Below are 19,603 nucleotides of genomic sequence, written 5' to 3' on the forward strand. Positions count from 1 at the left end.
GCCTACACCCCCACCGAGTTATCAACGGCCGAAGTCATCAGATGGATAAAGACGTCTTCCAGATTAGGCCGTACCTGCTGCCAGTGGACGTTGCTCTTGTCCCGTCCGGCAATCAGGGCTTTCAACCTGTCCAGATCACCGCCGCTGACGTGCAGGGCATTGCCGAAATAGGCGATATGGTCAGCCCCCGGCTCGCCACGCAAGCGCTCCATCAGGTCGCGCACGCCCACCCCTTCGGCCACAAAGGTATAGAGCCCGGAGCGATCGATAATATCATCCACCCGCCCCTGCGCCATCAGCTTGCCATAGGCGATATAGACGATCTGATCACACCGTTCGGCCTCGTCCATATAGTGGGTCGAAACCAGCACGGTCAGCCCTTGCGCCGACAGGCGGTGGATCTGATCCCAGAAATCGCGCCGCGCCTGCGGATCGACGCCGGCGGTCGGTTCGTCCAGCATCAGCATTTTCGGACTGTGCAAGGTGCAGGCGGCCAGCGCCAAACGTTGCTTCCAGCCGCCCGACAGCGTCCCCGCCAGCTGCTTCTGCCGCGACGTCAGCCCTAAGGTTTCCAGCGTCTGATCGACGATCTGGCGGCTGTTTTTCAGCTCATACAGATTGGCAACGAATTCGAGATTTTCGCGGATGGTCAGGTCTTCCCAGTAAGAGAACTTCTGGGTCATGTAACCGACCTGGTTCTTGATCTCGCGGCTGTTTTTTAAGATGTCGAAGCCAAGACAAGTCCCCTCACCGGCATCGGGCTTCAACAACCCGCACAACATGCGGATGGTTGTGGTCTTGCCCGAGCCATTGGGCCCAAGGAAGCCCCACACCTGACCGCGCGGCATCTGGATATCGACCTGATCGACGACCGTAAGCTTGCCAAAGCGCTTGGTCAGTCCGCGGACGTCAATAGCGAGATCTTTTGGCGCCAGGTCTTTTTGAGCGAGATCGGGATCCGCCATCACAGGCTCACATCGACCGGCTGACCAGCATGAAGCACTTGCGGTTTGTCCGGTGTCGCCTCGATCAGGAACATCAGCTTCTGCCGCTCCTTCACGCTGTAAATCACCGGCGGAGTAAATTCCGCATTGGCCGAGATATAGCGCACCTTGCCCGAGAGCGCCGGGCAACCATCGCAATGGATGCTCACCACCCGCCCCACCCTCAGCTTGGCCAGCGCCGACTGCGGCACAAAGAAACGTACAAATTCGCGCCCCTTGGGTCGCACGGTCAGAACCGCCGCCCCGGCCGCCACAAACTCACCTGGCTCACGCAGGCGCTCATCCACCTGCCCCGTCAGCCGCGCATGGACCTCACGATCCGCCAGCGTCCATTGTGCTGAGGCGACATCGGCGCCAGACGCCTCAGCCGTCGCTTGCGCGGCCTTGACTTGATCGGTGCGCGCGGCCAGACGCTTTTCGCTGATCTGTTTGTCGATACTGACCACGGCGGCGGCAGCGGATTTGGTGGCGCTGCGCAAACTGTCCATCTGAGCCGCCGAGACATAGCCCTTCGATTCCAATTGCGCATACCGCGCCTCATTGGCTCTCGCCAGATCAAGCGCCGCCTGCGCCTGCGCCCGTTGGGCCAGAAGCGGCGCTATATCAGCCTCGCGCGCGCCTTTCGACAGATCCGTCGCATTGGCCTGCGCCGCCTCAGCCCGGCTTTGCGCACCCGACAGGGCATGTTGCGCCTGACTGGGATCCAAACGAAACAAAAGCTGATCCGCGACCACCGCATCGCCGCGATCCACAGTGACGGCGGTGAGCCAACCCGATTGCGGAGCGGCAATACTCACCGCCTGCGCTTCGACATAGCCGCTATAACTGGCGTCTGGCTTGGTATTACACCCGCCAAGTGCCAGCAGGCTCACGCTCATCACCACAAGCTTACGCATCAGAAGGCACTCCTGTTTTTAGGCCTTTCATGAACAGATCGATATGGGCATCGAGATAGGGTGTGGCCTTGAACGGCACCGCCTCGGCCGGCGCAAAAACCAGCGACCACAGGACGGATTTCAGCAGGGGGGCGATAAACAAATGGGCCAGGACCTCGCTATCGCCGCGCCGTATTTCGTCACGCGCCATGGCGCGTTCGAACACGCCGCTCAAGGCGGCCAGTATAACGCCGACCACCTCACGGCGATAAAACAGCACAAGTTCAGGAAAGCGTCCGGCCTCAGCCACCAGCAGTTTAGGATAGATAGGCAATTGACCGGAATCGATCAGACCGCCCACCAGACCCGCCACACGTCGCAAAACCGGTTCGAGCGGACCGTCATAGGATGTCAGAAACCCCGACATCATCTCGACGCGCGGCCCGATGTCTCGGCGCACCAAAGCCTCGAACAAAGCCATCTTGGTCGGATAATAGAGATAGACCGTGCCCTTGCTGACGCGAGCCTCGCGCGCCACTTCCTCCATGCGCGCATCGGCAAAACCGCGTGCAGCGAATTGCGATAAAGCGGCATCGAGAATTTCAGCCTGCCGCACCTCAGGCGTTGCTCGCCGGCTACCGAAGCGGACATTGCTATCGACCACCTATAGACTCCTTACAGTACTGACTGGTCAGTACTGTAAGGCGAAAAGCGCGTGGTTGCAAGCCCGCTCCAACCCGATTGCGAGCGCGAGGCGCCCGGTGATGATGTGACGACGTTCCCGGGATTCGGCGGCCTGAGGTTTAAAGGCCATCCAAGGCACGGCCCTCTCGCCCGACCGAAATAACCTCCAGGATTCGCTTCATCCGCCCTTGAACAGGCTTGGCTACAGCCGGCGTTTTCAGCCACAAGTGCCCTATGCGTGCAGGGGGATAGCCCTACGCAGCGGGGTTCTGACGCTTCATCAGGTGATACGAAATCGCATCGTAGAGCGCATTATAGGACGCATCGATCACGTTATGGCTGACCCCGACCGTGGTCCAGGTTGCCCCCATCTCGTCGCTGCTCTCGATCATGACACGGGTCAGCGCGGCCGTGGCCTCCGAAGGCGTCAGGATACGCACCTTGTAGTCCGTCAGGTGCATGGCGGCCAGCGCCGGATAGTGCGGCAGAAGCGCCTTGCGTAAGGCCGCATCGAGCGCGTTGACCGGACCGTTGCCCTCGGCCACCGTCATCACCACCTCGTCCTTGATCGCCACCTTGACCGTGGCTTCCGACAGGGTGACATGGTTGCCATCCGCATCGACACGGCATTCATCGAGCGCGCGATAGCTTTGCAGATCGTAATAGCGCGGAATGAAGCCAAGCGTCTGGCGCGCCATCAGTTCAAAACTGGCCCCGGCGTCTTCATAGGCATAGCCCTGGGCCTCGCGCGCCTTGACCGCCGTGACCAGATCACCGATGCGCGGATCATCCGCCGCCACGTCGATCCCCATCTGCTGCAAACGGCTGAGGATATTCGCACGGCCTGCCTTGTCGGAGACCAGGATCAGGCGCGCATTACCGACCCATACCGGATCAATATGCTCATAGGACCGGCTGTCCTTGCTCATCGCGCTGACATGCAATCCGCCCTTGTGCGCGAAGGCACTGCTGCCGACATAGGCGGCATGGCGATCCGGCGCGCGGTTGAGCCGGTCATCGACCAGACGCGACAACTTGCCGATCTGCGTCAGTTTTTCAGCGCTGATGCCGGTATCAAAACCCATCTTGAGCATCAAGGTCGGGATCAGGGCGATCAGATTGGCATTGCCGCAGCGCTCACCGATTCCATTGATCGTGCCCTGGATCTGGCGCACGCCGGATTCAACGGCCGCCAGCGAATTGGCAACCGCCTGTTCGGTATCGTTATGACAGTGGATGCCGAGTTTCGCGTCCGGCAAAGCTTCATGCACCACAGCGACGATCTTGCGCACCTCCGACGGCAGCGAACCGCCATTGGTATCACACAGCACCAGCCAGTTCGCACCGGCCTCATGGGCGGCACGCAGGGCATCGAGCGCATAGACGGGATTGGCCTTGTAGCCGTCAAAGAAGTGCTCGGCGTCGAAGACCGCCTCACGACCGCTCGTCACCATATGGGCCAGCGAGTCACCGATCATTTTGAGATTTTCGGCCTTGGACACCTTGAGCGCCGTCTCGACCTGCCAGTCCCATGCCTTGCCGACGAGGCAGACGGTTGGCGTATGGACCGCCAGAAGATCCTGCAAGCCGGGATCATTGGAGGCCGAACGGCCGGCGCGGCGCGTCATGCCAAAGGCCGACACTTTCGCGAATTTCGACGCCGGACGATCGGCGAAAAAGGCGTCGTCGGTCGGGTTGGCGCCGGGCCAGCCGCCTTCGATATAGTCGATACCAAAGGCGTCGAGCGCCGCTGCGATCGCCTGCTTATCCGCTACCGTGAAGTCGATACCCTGCGCCTGCGCGCCATCGCGCAAGGTGGAGTCATAAAGATATATCCGCTCAGCCATGGCGCCATTTAGCCTGAACTGCCCCGCACAGCAAGCGGCGGTCGCTTTCTTTTAGTCGATGCGGTGGACCTTGAGGATGCGGACCTGCGGGTCGAGCATCTGGCCCTTCATGACGCCGATGCCTTCGGTAGGCGATACCGGCATGTGCAGGATCGACCGCACAATGTCCATGCCCTCGACCACATGGCCGAAGGCGGCGAAGCCCTCTGTATCGCCCGAGGTGGCGCGGCCGGCATCAAGAAAGCGCATATCGCCTATGATGATGAAGAAGTTCGCTGTCGCGGTGCCCGGTGCGAAGCGCGCCAGCGAGATCACGCCGTCTGTATGAGACAGGCCGGTCTGCGTCGTCGGCTCGTGCTTAACCGGCGGCAGTACACGATCCGGATCGCTGCCGACCCCGCCTTGAATCAAGCCAGACTCTGTTCCGCGCGTCATGGCGCGGTAAAAGACGGTGCCGTCCAGTTTGTGCTGATCGACATAGGCGAGGAAGTTGGCCGTCGTCAGAGGCGCGCGTTCGGCTTCGAGCGCGAGCACGATAGGACCGGCGGTCGTCTCGATGCTGACGTGCACGAGGGCGGGCGCGGTCACCGCCGCCGGAACCGCGCTATCGTGCGTCTGGGCCTGACTTGAAAATGGCCAAAGACAGATAACAGCCAGCAAAAGCGCTTTGTACATGAGGTCTCCTGATCATCCGGCACCGACTGTAGGCGAACGGCGCGTCAGATCAAGGTCTGCAAAAGACAAAGCCCGCGCGCCTGGGGGAAAACACGCAGGGCTTTCAGGCGAAACAGGACTCAGACGTCTGTTTCAGCCAAAGACAGCAGCGTGGCGTTGCCGCCTGCCGATGTGGTGTCGGTCGAGATCGTGCGCTCGGAGACGAAACGCATCAGGAAGTGCGGACCGCCAGCCTTCGGGCCCGTGCCGGAAAGGCCCTCGCCGCCAAAAGGCTGCGAGCCGACGACGGCGCCGATCATCGAGCGGTTGACATAGAGATTGCCAACGCGCGCCATCAGCCCCACCTTGTCGGCGGTGGCCTTGATGCGCGAATGCAGCCCCATGGTCAGGCCGTAGCCCAGGGCGTTGATGCGCGCGACAAGGCTATCCAGTTCGCCGGCCTTCCAGGTGACGACGTGCAGCAGGGGGCCAAACCATTCCTGCTTCAGGTCTTCGAGGCTATTGAGGCGGATCAGGGTCGGGGCGATAAAGGTCCCCGTATTTTGCGGCAGCTCAAGCGCATGCACCCAGTTGCCCTCCGCCGACTGGCGGTAGGCCTCCAGCTTATCGCGCGCGCCGGCGTCGATCACCGGGCCAACATCGGTGCGGATATCGGCCGGATCGCCGATGACCAGCGTATCCATGGCGCCCTTGAGCATGGTGATGATGCCGTCTGCGACCTCGTCCTGCACGATCAGCAGACGCAGCGCCGAACAGCGCTGACCGGCGCTGCGGAAGGCCGAGGTGACGACATCGGCGACCACCTGTTCCGGCAGGGCCGAGGAATCGACGATCATGGCGTTAAGACCGCCGGTCTCCGCGATCAGGGGCACGATCGGGCGGTTGTCGTCCTTCAGCAGGTTGCGGGCGATGGTGCGCGCTGTCGGCATGGAGCCGGTGAAGGCGACGCCGTTCACCTGCCCATGGCCGATGATGGCGTCACCGACCTCGACACCGCCGGGCAGGACATGCAGGACGTCGTGAGGTATACCAGCCTGCCAGGCCAGCTCGACAGCCCGGAACGCGATCAGCGGGGTCTGCGGCGCCGGCTTGGCGATGACGGCATTGCCGGCGACGAGGGCTGCACAGACCTGACCGAGGAAGATGGCCAGAGGGAAGTTCCATGGCGAGATGCAGGCGAAGACGCCGCGGCCGACAAGATGCAGTTCGTTACGCTCACCCGTAGGCCCCGGCAGGATTTCCGGCTGAAGCTGGGTGCGTGCCTGAACAGCGTAATAACGGCAGAAATCGACGGCTTCGCGCACTTCGGCCACGGCATCGCCCACCGTCTTGCCGGCTTCGCGCACGGCCAGTCGCATCAGCTCCAGACGGTTGGCTTCGAGGAGATCGGCCAGGCGTTCCAGACAGGCGGCACGGTCCTCGACCGGACGCTCGTTCCAGGCGGGCGCGGCAGCGGCGGCCGAGGCGATGGCGCGGTGCACATCGGCAGCGGTCGCCTCAATGACGGTGCCCACGACCGAGCCATCGGCGGGGTTGAGCACGTTGCGCGCTGCGCCCGTCACCGGCTGGCCATTCACCATGGCGGCGGCCTCAAGCGGCGTCGTGGGCGCGCTGATCGCCGTCATTACCTGCGCCAGGGTTTCGGTGTCGTTCAGATCGAGACCCGCGGAATTGATACGTCCGGGAAACAGATCGCGCGGCAGGGCTATGGCGGGGTGCGGACGGCCTTCGACGGCCTTGATATGGGTGGCAGGGTCGGCCAAGAGCATGTCCTCCGTAACGGTAGCGTCAGCGAGTTGATGAACAAATGAGCTGTTGGCGCCGTTTTCCAGCAGGCGGCGCACGAGATAGGCGAGCAGTTCGCGGTGGCCGCCAACCGGTGCGTAGGTACGACAGCTATAGCCTTCCTGACGCACGAGGCGCTCATGCAGGCCCTCGCCCATGCCATGCAGGCGCTGGAACTCGAAATCGCGGCGATTGCCCGCCCAATCGATCAAGGTGGCGACGGTCAGGGCGTTATGACCGGCAAAGGCCGGGAAGATGTGCGAGGCGTCGAACATATCGCGCGCACAGGCAAGATAGGAGACATCGGTCGCGGCCTTGCGGGTGAAGAGCGGATAGTCGCTCAGGCCCTCGACCTGCGCCTTCTTGATCTCGGAATCCCAATAGGCACCCTTGACCAGACGCACCATCAACTTGTTGCCGGTGGAAGCGCCTAAGGCTTGCGCCCAGGCGATGACCGGACGACAGCGCTTGCCATAGGCCTGCACCGCCATGCCGAACCCTTCCCAGCCCTTGAGCTTGGGATCACGCGCCACACCTTCGATGATATTGAGCGACATCATCAGGCGTTCGGTCTCCTCGGCATCGACCGTCAGGCCAATGCCGTGACCGGCGGCCTGACGGGCCAGCTCACGGATCATGTCGGTCAATTCGGGCACGCAAGCTGCGGCATTCGCCACTTCATAGCGCGGATGCAGGGCCGACAGCTTGACCGAAATATTGTGCGCCTTGCCCTTGGGCGACGTGCCGACGGCCTCGATGGCGTTGCGGTAGGAGTCGAAATATCTATCCGCATCTTCACGGGTGCGGGCGGATTCGCCCAGCATGTCGAAGCTGGCGGTGAAGCCGGCATTTTCCGGCTTGGCGGCGCGATCGAGCGCCTCGTGGATGTTACGGCCCATGACGAAGACCGACCCCATCATCTTCATCGCGGCCGCCACTCCGGCGCGGATAAAGGGCTCACCGGCACGCGCCAGCAGGCCTTTCAGCGCGCCGCCGTCTTCGGCCACCAGGGCACGGGTCAGAACCAGCCCAAAGGTGGCGGAGTTGACGAGGCCCGAGGACGACTTGCCGGAATGCGCCTTCCAGTCGGCATCGCCAAGCTTGTCGCGGATCAGGAGGTCGGCAGTGGCGGAATCGGGTACGCGCAGGTAAGCTTCGGCCAGCGAAAGAAGCGCTACGCCTTCCTGCGTATTGAGGCGGTATTCGTGCAGGAAGCGGTTGATCCAGCCCGTGTCTTGCGCGGCGCGCAAATCGTTGAGGATCAGGCCGGCCTGGGTAAGCACGCGACCGCGCGTGGCGGCATCCAGTGTGGCGGCGGGCAACAACCCTGCCAGCACCTCGGGCTCGGGCGCCCGAAACAGGGCTTCCATCTGCGAACGGCTGGTATCGAGCCCGTTTGTCATGGTCACTGGTCACTCTCTGAAATTTATATCTCTTGTATAAATCCGAATTGACCGAATGTGCTTGGTATTTTAACCTTCAAGACCGAAGATAATTTTCCAAATTGGCGCTTTACCGAAGATATTGACATGCTCGACGAGATGGACCGCCGCATCCTGCGCACCCTTCAGGACGATGGCCGTATCACCAATCAGGCCCTGGCAGAGGCCTGTCATATCTCTGCGGCTGCGTGTTTTGACCGGGTGAAACGGCTGCGCAGCAAAGGTTATATCCTGGGCACCATGGCGATCCTCGATCCGGTCAAGCTCGATTGCGCCCTGATGATCTTCGTCGAAGTGCTGCTCGATCGCACCACAGGCGGGTTGTTTGAGGAGTTCTCCCGGTCAGTGATGCGATATCCGGAGATCATGGAGTGTCACATGGTGGCAGGTGGTTTCGACTACCTGATCAAGGTGCGCGTCAAGGACATGGCCGCCTATCGCGCCTTTATGGGGGATACCCTTGTCAGCCTGCCCGGCGTGCGCGAAACCCGCACCTATGCGGTGATGGAAGAGGTCAAGAACACCATCGCCCTGCCCGTGTGATCAAAGAGCGCTATAGCTCTGAGCATACCAGCCACAATCCTGATGGGGTTGGATTTGCTATGATCGGCTTTGGCATCTGGATGTTGGCGCGTGTGGGCAAAATCAAAAAAGCCTACAAGCTTGTCGGTGCTGCGCCTTAACTCTTTGCTTGCAAAAGGTGTAGAGCGTCCGGCGCACCTTCAAAGGCAAAGGGATTGAGGATTTGCCGCCCCCAGAGAAGCGTGCGCTCGATCTCAGTAAGTTCGGCCTCATCCGCGATCTTGGCCCATTCCGCATGAATGGCCACGAGCTGATGCTCAATGATCTTTGAGGCTTCGGCTTCGCTAAGAAGGAAGTGGGGCGCAGCCTGGAGGCAGACAGCAAGCTGGCTTCGATTATTGCTTCCTATGATGATCATCGCTTGTCCGGCCTCACCACCCGCGCGCGCTTGCGGGCAAATATCATAGGCCGGTGTCATGGTAAGACTTTCACCGTCCCAGAAGGCCGCATGATTTCGGGCATGGTCATCCGTATTGCCGCACAGGATATTGAACACCAGGCGCTTGAACAGATCCAGTAAAGTCGCTCTAGGTTCGGTGAAACGGTGACGGATGATTTCTGTCAGGGTTTCGTAACTGGCGTAGCGCGCCATCATCTCATCAAGTTCGAAGAGCGTCAGAGCGGATACCATTGCCCGGCGATGCCAGCTATCGCCTTTGCGCACCCGGTCAAAGCGTTCGATCAACAGAACATCCCGCCCGGCGACACGCACGAGATCGACGGGCGCGGCATTGATCCCCACTATACTGGCTAAACGCATGGCGACAAATTCACCTTTGACGACATTGAACACGTCATCCCGTGAAGAAAACTTTGCAATAAGCTTGCGTTCGCCGTCTTCGATAATGGCCTTCGGACGTGCTCCGCCAATGGAGTTTCCATGGAACAGCGCCAAATCAAGATCAGCGCCGATGGGCTTACCCGCTTCCACATGGTCGGCCACGCTCATGAGGTCTTCATACGTCGTATGGCCTTGGCCGCGCGGCACATAGGTTGTTGCCGATGCCTGGAAATCCAGCGCGCCGATACGGTCGGAACCTGACGCCAGCAGATAGGTCAGGTCATCAAGTTGGCCCACGTCAATGGCGTGACCTTTCAGACCAAACTTGCGGTTGATAATGACGCGGCGACCCCAGGCATCTGGAGCGGCATCACGCAGACAGCCCGCCATAGTCAGGCTAGCCAAAGGCTCAAGCACCCCTTTTTGTAAAGGAAGCTCAGGTTCGTACAGAGCCATGGCGTCTTTGCGGTCCAGGTAACTGCGCCCATAGTTGAACACCAGGCGTTCACCATCCCTGGCAATGAGGCCCGCGACAATGGGTTCGGCGTGGCCGGGGAGCCAGACCCAGACAAAAGCCTCGTTCGGATTTTGATTAGAAGTCATCTTTTACCGCCCTTGTCGATGAACGCACTTTCTTGGGCAGAAGCGCGACGATGCGTTCCTGTGCGGCTTTTCTGGTCGCCAAAGCGTGAGGATCGGCATCGAACAGTTTGACACCAAGAATGGCGGCTACTTCAAAGACAACGCCAATCGTACAGCCAGGGTCTCCCTGTTCGATGCGCTGAATGAGCCCACGTGATATGCCTGCGCGCTCAGCCATTTGAGCGGCGGTCAGCTTCCTTTCCAGGCGGGTTTCACGGATCATCTGCCCAAGAAGCGCGACGGCGTCCTGGCTATAACGCGAATAGGCGCGAACCGCAGGCTTAGGCATGGTTTTGGTCCATAAAGGCAGCATTAGAAGATCTAAGGTTCTGTTTATGGATCATAACGGTTTGGCGGTTAATAAGTCAATAAATGATCCATAAAGGAAGCTTTTGCCCAATACAGGTCTATTTATAGACCAAAATTATTATGTAATGACAATGTGCCAACGACAGCCGCATGAAGACACTGATCCAGATGATGTCGAGGATGTGACAGACCAGGGCTAAGCGTCATCAGATGGATCTAGTTGGCGGGGATCATGCCTTGCTCGAACATGTGGATGAACATGGCCCCCATCCAGATCAGACCGGAGGTGACGTGCAGGCCGTCGGAGCCGACCAGGGGCAAGAAGGCCGCACAGGGCGGTCATGGTTAGCTTGCCGGGCGTGCGTGAAACCCGCACCTACGCGGTGATGGAAGAGGTCAAGAACACCATCGCCCTGCCCGTGTGATCAGAGGCCACGCGCTATCGGTCTGGGTAAGACTATGAAAAAGGCGGCGCCATGAGCTTGTGCCCTCTCCTGCCTAATTCGCCGGCGCGCGCATCGGCCCAAAGCGACTGAAATGCCGGCTAAGACCGATCATGAAGGTGGGGGACTGGCGGCTGCTCACGAAGCGGGTTTGCAAAAGCGGCGTATCAATCACCGTCACCGTCCGGGTCTGGCGGAAGAGATCGTCAACCATCAACTCGAGATCGAACTTGTCGGTGAGCTTACGGCTGTATTGAATGTTCGCCTGGCCAGAACCGGTCGTGTAGCCCTGACCGGTATAGGATTTGCCAACACGCTTGTAGCTGGCGAAAATGCGGTCGCCCTTCTTGAAGAAATAGTTGAGAGAAAAGCCGCCATCCACAGACGTCGCCGACCGGACACCGGAAATCTGGGGATTGCGCAACGCACTTTGCGTCAAGGTGGCGTCGGCGCTAAACATCAGCTTGTTGGAGATCTGTCGGCTGACATCGGCCGAGACACCGTAGGCTGAGCGGCGACGCCAGTTCACGCGCGTGCTTTGGGTGACGATATTGCCAAGGCCCTGGGGATCGGGAATAATCTGCGAGACCGTTGTAATGGTACGGGAATCTCCGCGCCAGAAACCCCGCAGGCCATAGTTCAGCCCCTTCCCGTTAAATTCATAACGCGCTTCGATAGCGTCGCTTTCCTGCGGTTTCAGTCCCGGATTGCCGGCATCTACTGACGTATCTGAGGAATAGACGATATGCGGATTGAGATCTGATGCCTCCGGCCGTTGCTGACGATGCGTGTAGTTGAAACGCACCTTTTGTTGAGATGAGATGACATAGGTGGCAAACAGGCTTGGGTTCAGGCGGCTATAATTGATATTGCCTTTGGTGCGATAGGTCAGGTCGTTGGTCGCGAGATGAAGCACCTCTCCGCGAAGGCCTAACAGCACCGTCCACCTAGGGGTAACTTCACGCTGAAACGTTGCATAGAAGGCCGAAACCACTTGATGGGAACGGAAGTCATCGGTCAGAAGGGGATTGACCATCAAATTGTCATCGTTGTCTGCGGGGCCAAAGACGCGACTATTTATGGTGTTGTCCTCGAGATCAACCTCGGCACCCAAGGTCAACTGGTCGTCGCCTATGGGCGTATTATATTCGGCATGCATGTTTGCCTTCGTCTTGTCGTTGCGCCGATCATGGGTCTGTATCCGGGTGCCCGTATTGCCTGGGATGGTCGAGATCAGATAGGTATTGGCGCTGCGGAAATCGTTTTGCGATGCGCTACGTGCCAGACTACCGTCCATCTTCAACGTTTCGTCGGGCTTTTGACCGTAGTGGGTGTAGTTGCCGGATAAGCCAGCACTTTCAGTTACGAAGCGCCCAGCGCCGGACTGGTCGAAAAGGTTTGTGACCGCGCCATCTGCCGCCTGGCTGACCGCATGCGATATATCAGTCGAATCCGACGGCATGCGATTATAGTTGAACGCCGCTGCCAGGACATCATTTGGGCCAAGATCATATTGCAGATTGGCCATCAGGAACGGTCCACGATAACTTGAACGTCCCTCACCCTTTGAACTGGACGCCTGCAGGGTCGCGTCCGTGCTGTCCAACACGGACGTTTGCGACAAGGAACGAGAGTCCATCTCGTTGTTGAGATAACTGCCAATTAAGGTTATGCTCAGCTTGTCCTTGGTTATCCCGAGGAACGCTGTCTCCAAAGACCCCGCAGGCGAGCTATATCTGGCGCTCAGACTGCCGAACATGCCAGGCGGCATATTGCGCTGCGTGTTGATATTGATGATCGGCGCGCCGTCACCCGACGACTGTTGCGCCCCCGGATTGGAAATCACCTCGATCGTCGAAATATAGGCCGAGGGCATCGATTTTAACGCCACGCCGCGATTGTCGCCTGACAGCATCAACGAGGGCCGTCCGTTCAGATACACAACCACATTACGCCCGTGATAGGTGACATTGCCGGAGGGATCGACATTGACACCCGGGATTTTGTTCAAGGCGTCAGCCGCGGTGCCGGTCTTCGCGTCCAGGTCCTTGCTGACGTCATAGACATCACGGTCGTTGGGGGCTTTTTTCTTGCCGGTGACCGTGACGGTCGTGGTGTCCGATTTCACGGCGGATGATGTGTCGCCGCTCGATGGCTCGGCCTGTGACGGGTCGGCCTTGGCCGATTCAGCCTGTGTTTGGCCGTCGGTGGTCTGTGACCACGCCGTCGCCCGTAGGCCGAGCCCCGACGCCAGGCACGTGGCCACTAATAATATACGGATGGATCGTTTCATACCTTCCCCCTCTTCAAGTATGGACTTAGACAAACGCGTCGCACCGGCCCGCAAGGCGTAGGGGCCGATTCAATCAAGACGTGTTGCAAATTCCTTTTACACGCTTTCCCAAAAACGGAATGCATTTTTTTCCAAAAGCCCTTTAAATATAGGTCTTTTGGTTAAAAAAAGCGGTAATGGCAGTGAGCGTCAAGGCATAATCCCGATCAGAAAGGCAAAGACTGTTTTGCTGCCACCTAACCGACATGTAAAAACGGCGGCCTTCGCAGGGAAGACCGCCGTTGGGTAGGCTTATACAGGATGCAGCGGACTATTCCACCGGCATCATGCCCGGCATCATATTGGTGTTGAGGTGGTACATGACCCACAGCGACCCGACGATCAGGATACCCACGATCAGCACGGTGAAGACGAAGGCCGCATTGTTCCACATCTGGCTCGAAGACGTGTTCATATGCAGGAAGAAGTAAAGGTGCACCAGGATCTGCACCACGCCGATGGCGACGACGACCGGAATAAGGCTTGAGGCCGGTAGCATATGCGCCATGGTCAGGCCAAACGGGATCGCCGTCAGGATGACCGACAGGATAAAGCCGATCAGATAGGACTTGACCGTGCCGTGGCCGGCCGTGTCGTGGTGGGCATCGTTGTGCGCCACCTCGGCATGGCTCTGATCGATATCGACCGGCTTGGTGTGCAGCGCCTTCGGCGTCTTCGGCTTGGCAGTATTGGGCGTGCTCATTATGCGGCTCCCATCAGATAGACGATCGTGAAGACACCGATCCAGATGATGTCGAGGAAGTGCCAGAACAGGCTCAGCGTCATCATGCGGATACGGTTGGCGGGGGTCAGACCGCGCTTGAACAGGTGGACGAACATGGCGCCCATCCAGATCAGGCCGGAGGTGACGTGCAGGCCGTGGGTGCCGACCAGGGTAAAGAAGGCCGACAGGAAGGCCGAGCGGTCGGGACCGGCGCCTTCATGGATCAGGTGGGCGAACTCATAGATTTCCATGCCCATGAAGCCAAGGCCGCAAAGAGCAGTCATGGCCAGCCAGCCGATCACGCCCTTGAGCTTGTTGGCTTCCATGCTGATCATGGCCATGCCGTAGGTCAGGGACGAGATCAGAAGCAGCGCCGTTTCGATCGCGACATAGTTGAGATCGAACAGTTCGCGGCCATTGGGGCCGCCCGCGGTGGCGTCTTTCAGAACCGCATAGCCCGCAAAAATCGATGCGAACAGAATGCAGTCGCTCATCAGGTAGATCCAGAAGCCCAAGGTGACTTTCGGACCTTCATCATGATGATCACCGGCGTGGTGAGCATCGTTCGGATTGTGGTCGTAGGCAGAATCGATCTGATTTTCGTAATGATCGACGGGGTTGGCTGGTTTGCTCATCTTATTTTCCCGCCTTTACAGGTTGGCCCGCCTTGGCAAGACCGGCGGCTTTGAGATTGGCGAAGTGCGCGTCTTCGATGGCCTTGACCTCTTCAGCCGGCACATAATAGTCGCGGTTTTCATTGAAGGTGTGGGCAATGCCAAGGCCGATCATAACCAGCAAGGCGCCGCCCGCCATCCACCAGATGTGCCAGACAAGACCAAAGCCCAGGCCTGCGCTGACAATACCGATCAGGAAGCCGCTATAGGTGTTGTGCGGCATGTGAATTGGCTCATAGCTTTTCGGCTGCACATAGGCAGTGCCGGTTTGCTTGGCATCCCAGAAGGCGTCGTGGTTGCCGACCTTCGGGACGACGGCGAAGTTATAGAATGGCGGCGGCGACGAGGTCGCCCATTCCAGCGTGCGGGCATCCCAGGGATCACCCGTCAGGTCACGCAATTCGTCCCGCTTCCAGATGGAATAGACAATCTGGGCGATCTGGGCGAGGATGCCGACGAAGATCAGAAGCGCGCCGCACAGGGCCACGATCAGGTAAACGTGCCAGACAGGATTGTTCATGAAATCGAGGCGGCGGGTCATGCCCATCAGACCCAGGGCATAGAGCGGCAGGAAGGCCACCCAGAAGCCGATGAGCCAGCACCAGAACGACACCTTGCCGAGGCCTGTGTGCAGCTTGAAACCGAACGCCTTGGGGAACCAGTAGTTCAGGCCGGCGATGCAGCCGAACACCACGCCGCCGATGATGACGTTATGGAAGTGGGCGATCAGGAAGACCGAATTGTGCAAGACATAGTCAGCGCCAGGCACGGCCAGCAGAACGCCGGTCATGCCGCCGATAACGAAGGTGATGATAAAGCCAAGCGTCCACAGCATCGGCAGTTCGAGACGCACACGCCCGCGGTACATGGTGAACAGCCAGTTGAAGATCTTCACACCCGTCGGGATTGAGATGATCATCGTGGCGATGCCGAAGAAGGCGTTGACATTGGCGCCTGCGCCCATGGTGAAGAAGTGGTGCAGCCAGACAATGAATGACAGAACGCAGATGCACAAGGTGGCGTAGACCATGGCGTCGTAACCGAACAGGCGCTTGCGTGAGAAGGTGGCGACGACTTCGGAGAAAATGCCAAACGCCGGCAGAACAAGGATATAGACTTCGGGGTGGCCCCAGGCCCAGATCAGGTTGACGTACATCATCGCGTTGCCGCCGCCGTCATTGGTGAAGAAGTGCATGCCGAGATAACGGTCCGCGCCCAGCATGGCCAGGGTGACGGTCAGGATCGGGAAGGCCGCGACGATCAGCATGTTGGCTGCGAGCGTGGTCCAGGTGAAAACCGGCATACGCATCAGGGTCATGCCCGGCGCGCGCATCTTGAAGATGGTGGCGATCAGATTGACCCCGGAAAGCAACGTGCCAAGTCCGGATATCTGCAGCGCCCATATGTAATAGTCGGTGCCGACGCCCGGCGAAAACTCTATCTCAGACAAGGGCGGATAGGCCAACCAGCCGGCGTGCGAGAACTCACCGACGACCAGCGACACGTTGATCAAGATGGCGCCGGCCGCGGTCAGCCAGAAGCTCATGCTGTTGAGATACGGGAAGGCAACGTCGCGCGCACCGATCTGCAGCGGCATGACGACGTTCATGAGACCTATGACGAACGGCATAGCCATGAAGAAGATCATGATGACGCCGTGGGCCGAGAAGATCTGGTCGAAGTGGTCCGGCGGCAGATAGCCCGCGCCGCCATTCGACGCCAGGGCCTGCTGGGTGCGCATCAGGAGCGCGTCGGCAAAACCGCGCAGCAGCATGATCAGCGCCAGGATGATGTACATCGCGCCGATCTTCTTGTGGTCCACGCTCGTGAGCCATTCGGTCCAGAGGTATTTCCACTGTTTGAAATAGGTGATGAGCGCCACCACCAGAACAGCGGCACCCACCATGCCGCCACCGGCAATCATGATGATGGGCTCATGCCAGGGAATCGAATCGAGGCGCAGCTTGCCGAAGAGGAAAGCTACGAGCGGCGAGACGTCCGCTGTGGAGGCCGCGTGCGCGGCAGGTTCTGCGTGCGTTAACATGTGATACTAGCTCTTGATCGCTGTGGGCGATGCGGTGACGGCAACGGCCTGTGTCTTCACGGACTGAGTCTTTGATACAGGCGCTTTAGGCGCAAAGCTCTTGTTCGTTGTCTTTTGTTCTTCGCCGGGTTTGCAGATCTCGGCGTCCGGCGCGATGGTCTTCATCATCGCCATGTTCATGGCGTCTTCCCGGCACAACTTGCCGTCCGTGCAGTTGTTGAGCACCTTGTGGAACAGCATCGGCTCGACCGTGGCGTAATAGGACGGCTTGAATTCCATGCCGGGCTTGGCGAGCTGAGCGTAGGCCGCCGCATCAAGCGGGGTCGGGGCGGCTTGCGCCCTGACAACCCAGGCCTTGAAATCAGCGTCATCAAGCGCGAGCGCCTTGAACCTCATGCCAGCGAAACCCTTGCCGCTGTAATTGGCCGAGATACCCTCGTACGCACCGACGTGATCGGCGCGAAGGTTGAGCTGCGTTTCCATGCCGGTCATGGTGTAGATCTGCGAACCGATCTGCGGAATGAAGAAGGAGTTCATCACCGTGGCCGAGGTCAGCTTGAAATGGACGGGCGTGCCGACCGGCACAGCCAGTTCGTTGACGGTCGCGATATTATAGTCCGGATAGATAAACAGCCACTTCCAGTCCAGCGACACCACCTCGACTTCGATGGGCTTGACATTGGGCTGGCTGACGTGGGCCAGCGGGGCGCGCGGATCGAGTTCGTGGGTCGAAATCCACGTCACGGCGCCAAGCGCGACAATAATGAGGGTCGGAACGGCCCAAACCACAGCTTCGATGCGGTTGGAATGCTCAAAATCGGGCGCGTAGGTCGCCTTCTTGTTGGAGGCGCGATAACGCCAGGCAAACCAGAAGGTCATGAAGATCACCGGCAACACCGGAATCAGCATGAGCAACACGGCCAGGATGATCAGGTCCTTTTCCTGCACCCCGATGGGCCCCTTAGGGTCCATCACAACCATGTTACAACCCGATAGCATGAAGGCCGCAGCGGCCAGACCACCGAGCAGGACGACACGCTTTATATTGCGCTGCAGCGAAGACGGCACAGGCACGCCTCCGTGTTGAGAGACGTGAGATGTCATAGGCACCGAGTGAGAGTCCAATTTACACAACAGGAAAGAATCCTAAACCACACAAAGGAGTTAAAAGCGTACTCGCGCATTTTTTTCAGAGATTTTCCAAGCCCCTAAACAGGATTTTCACGAAACTGGCAAGTGCCATATTGTCGCACACGCCCACATTATTTTTCGCACTTGCGTTAAAAAACATCGGTATTCAAAATCCATACGAAGCGCGTCAGATCGCAACCCCATGAGCCTTTACGGTTTTGTGATCATTTTTTTATAAGGTTAAGGGCGAAAAAACCGTTGCAATATCCGGTTTTAGCGATAGCATGGGATAAATTGACGCAGGCGTTAAAAATATTTGACCTGGAGTATAAAAGCATGGAAACGACCAAGACCTACCCCCAAGTCTATCAGTTCGGGCCGGTTTTCAAAACCTTCCTGGTAATGGCCGCCTTTGCCCTGATCGCTGTGGGTGTGACCGGTGCGATACAGTCCTATGCCCGCATGGATGGTGTCGCCACCCAGTTCGCCGGCATCCTGCTCAGCATGATTCCCATCGCGGCCGCCCTTTTTGGCGCCCCGATGCTGTGGCGCTGCAAACTGACCCTGCATGAAGATCGTCTGGTCTATAACGGCCTAATCGTCGATGCCGTCATCCGCAAGTCGGACGTGCTCGAGGCCCTGACCCCTGCCCCGCAATACGGCATGTTCCAGATTTTCCTCACCCTGGCGGGTCATCCGTTCAAGCGCCTGCATCTGGCCGTGCTTGGCCATATGGATGATGCGCTGGAGCGCTGGGTCAACGCCCTGCCGCACGGCCAGACCTCACGGGTTTGACAAGATTTTTCCGGTTTGAGACGTCCAGGGTTTAGAGCGGACCCTGTGATCGCAAAGCAAAGCGGCCGTTGGAGCAATCCGGCGGCCGTTTTTGTTACGCCTCAGCGTCCGCCTTGCGAAACCATCGGAGCCAGACCATCACCCCCATGAGCATGGCCGCCAGCGAAAACCAGGTCAGGGCATAGACCAGATGGCTGTTGGGGAATTTGATCACGGTCATACCGCCCTTTGGCCAGCCACCCGGATTGGGCGTGGCATCGGCATCGATAAAGTAGGGCGCCACCGTTCCAAGCTTACGTCCTTGCGCCAGTTCGGCGACATCGCGACGATACCAGCGCTCACCCACTGGGTCATTGGCCTGCGACAACAGCCAGCCCGTATCTTCCGACATGCGCAACAGGCCCGTCACCGTTACCTCGCCCGTCACCTGGTCTTCGAGTCGCGTCGCCGGCGCCTGGTGATCGGTCGGCACAAAGCCGCGATTGACATAGACGATCGTGCCGTCATCGGCCTTGAGCGGCGTCATCACCCAATAACCGGCGCCCCGTTCGCTGAGGGCATAAACTTGCGCCTCCTTGTCGTTGAGAAACTGACCCGCCAAGGTGACGTGGCGGTACTCGTCCTTCTTTTTCGTCAGGTGCGGCCACTCGGTTGGCGCAATCGATACCGCTGAAGCATGGACGCGCGCATCGACCTCGGCGATCAGCTTGGTTTTCCACATCAGGCGCTGCACCTGCCATACGCCCAGCGTCAGGAACACGGCGAAAGCGAGAAGAAACAGGGCATTAAAGAGAAGGCGGCGCATGACGAGCCCCTTTCACAGGAACAAAAGCT

The 19,603-nt window shown here is 59.1% G+C and carries 16 protein-coding genes; 2 read left to right on the forward strand and 14 right to left on the reverse strand.

The window, feature by feature from the left end; translation table 11 throughout:
* Positions 1 to 2 precede the first annotated feature (2 nt).
* From B060_RS0118095 to putA, 6 genes are all read right to left on the reverse strand, one after another.
* Complete coding sequence (locus B060_RS0118095) at positions 3 to 965, reverse strand: ABC transporter ATP-binding protein (protein ID WP_018083215.1); 963 nt, start codon at positions 963 to 965, stop codon at positions 3 to 5.
* Entirely contained in the window at positions 965 to 1,900 is a 936-nt protein-coding gene (locus tag B060_RS0118100; protein ID WP_018083216.1) for an HlyD family secretion protein, read from the reverse strand. The genes B060_RS0118095 and B060_RS0118100 overlap by 1 nt, the downstream gene beginning before the upstream one ends.
* Positions 1,893 to 2,543, reverse strand: coding sequence for a TetR/AcrR family transcriptional regulator (locus B060_RS0118105; protein WP_018083217.1), 651 nt, complete (start codon positions 2,541 to 2,543; stop codon positions 1,893 to 1,895). The genes B060_RS0118100 and B060_RS0118105 overlap by 8 nt, the downstream gene beginning before the upstream one ends.
* 274 nt (positions 2,544 to 2,817) lie before the next feature.
* The gene (gene cimA, locus B060_RS0118110; RefSeq protein ID WP_018083218.1) at positions 2,818 to 4,410 is read right to left on the reverse strand and encodes a citramalate synthase; all 1,593 of its coding nucleotides are present in this window, start codon (positions 4,408 to 4,410) and stop codon (positions 2,818 to 2,820) included.
* A gap of 51 nt (positions 4,411 to 4,461) precedes the next feature.
* The gene (locus B060_RS0118115) at positions 4,462 to 5,085 is read right to left on the reverse strand and encodes a peptidylprolyl isomerase (RefSeq protein WP_018083219.1); all 624 of its coding nucleotides are present in this window, start codon (positions 5,083 to 5,085) and stop codon (positions 4,462 to 4,464) included.
* 119 nt (positions 5,086 to 5,204) lie between these two features.
* Complete coding sequence (gene putA, locus B060_RS0118120; protein ID WP_018083220.1) at positions 5,205 to 8,273, reverse strand: bifunctional proline dehydrogenase/L-glutamate gamma-semialdehyde dehydrogenase PutA; 3,069 nt, start codon at positions 8,271 to 8,273, stop codon at positions 5,205 to 5,207.
* A gap of 126 nt (positions 8,274 to 8,399) precedes the next feature.
* Between putA and B060_RS0118125 the strand changes: the two genes are divergently transcribed.
* Positions 8,400 to 8,855 (forward strand): Lrp/AsnC ligand binding domain-containing protein, encoded by a 456-nt coding sequence (locus B060_RS0118125; protein ID WP_026172953.1) that lies wholly within the window; start codon positions 8,400 to 8,402, stop codon positions 8,853 to 8,855.
* 136 nt (positions 8,856 to 8,991) lie between these two features.
* On the opposite strand, the gene B060_RS0118135 is transcribed toward B060_RS0118125, so the two are convergent.
* From B060_RS0118135 to cyoA, 7 genes are all read right to left on the reverse strand, one after another.
* Positions 8,992 to 10,278, reverse strand: coding sequence for a type II toxin-antitoxin system HipA family toxin (locus B060_RS0118135; RefSeq protein ID WP_018083223.1), 1,287 nt, complete (start codon positions 10,276 to 10,278; stop codon positions 8,992 to 8,994).
* Positions 10,268 to 10,606, reverse strand: a complete 339-nt coding sequence (locus B060_RS0118140; protein ID WP_026172954.1) for a helix-turn-helix transcriptional regulator — start codon at positions 10,604 to 10,606, stop codon at positions 10,268 to 10,270. Before B060_RS0118140 ends, B060_RS0118135 begins: the two co-directional genes overlap by 11 nt.
* A 518-nt stretch (positions 10,607 to 11,124) precedes the next feature.
* The gene (locus B060_RS0118155; protein ID WP_081606918.1) at positions 11,125 to 13,362 is read right to left on the reverse strand and encodes a TonB-dependent receptor; all 2,238 of its coding nucleotides are present in this window, start codon (positions 13,360 to 13,362) and stop codon (positions 11,125 to 11,127) included.
* A gap of 310 nt (positions 13,363 to 13,672) precedes the next feature.
* Positions 13,673 to 14,104, reverse strand: coding sequence for a cytochrome o ubiquinol oxidase subunit IV (cyoD, locus tag B060_RS0118160; RefSeq protein WP_018083227.1), 432 nt, complete (start codon positions 14,102 to 14,104; stop codon positions 13,673 to 13,675).
* On the reverse strand, positions 14,104 to 14,760 hold the full coding sequence (gene cyoC, locus B060_RS0118165; RefSeq protein WP_018083228.1) for a cytochrome o ubiquinol oxidase subunit III: 657 nt from the start codon (positions 14,758 to 14,760) through the stop codon (positions 14,104 to 14,106). Before cyoC ends, cyoD begins: the two co-directional genes overlap by 1 nt.
* Position 14,761: 1 nt before the next feature.
* Positions 14,762 to 16,843 (reverse strand): cytochrome o ubiquinol oxidase subunit I, encoded by a 2,082-nt coding sequence (gene cyoB, locus B060_RS0118170; protein WP_018083229.1) that lies wholly within the window; start codon positions 16,841 to 16,843, stop codon positions 14,762 to 14,764.
* Between the two features lie 6 nt (positions 16,844 to 16,849).
* Positions 16,850 to 17,911, reverse strand: a complete 1,062-nt coding sequence (gene cyoA / locus B060_RS25110) for a ubiquinol oxidase subunit II (protein ID WP_236621683.1) — start codon at positions 17,909 to 17,911, stop codon at positions 16,850 to 16,852.
* 399 nt (positions 17,912 to 18,310) lie between these two features.
* Here cyoA and B060_RS0118180 point away from each other — a divergent pair, with 399 nt between their 5' ends.
* A complete protein-coding gene (locus B060_RS0118180; RefSeq protein WP_018083231.1) occupies positions 18,311 to 18,769 on the forward strand; it encodes a hypothetical protein in 459 nt (152 codons plus the stop codon).
* A 94-nt stretch (positions 18,770 to 18,863) separates the two neighbouring features.
* On the opposite strand, the gene B060_RS0118185 is transcribed toward B060_RS0118180, so the two are convergent.
* The gene (locus B060_RS0118185; RefSeq protein ID WP_018083232.1) at positions 18,864 to 19,574 is read right to left on the reverse strand and encodes an SURF1 family protein; all 711 of its coding nucleotides are present in this window, start codon (positions 19,572 to 19,574) and stop codon (positions 18,864 to 18,866) included.
* Between the last annotated feature and the right edge of the window lie 29 nt (positions 19,575 to 19,603).

Source organism: Asticcacaulis benevestitus DSM 16100 = ATCC BAA-896 (assembly GCF_000376105.1).
GTDB classification, from domain to species: domain Bacteria; phylum Pseudomonadota; class Alphaproteobacteria; order Caulobacterales; family Caulobacteraceae; genus Asticcacaulis; species Asticcacaulis benevestitus.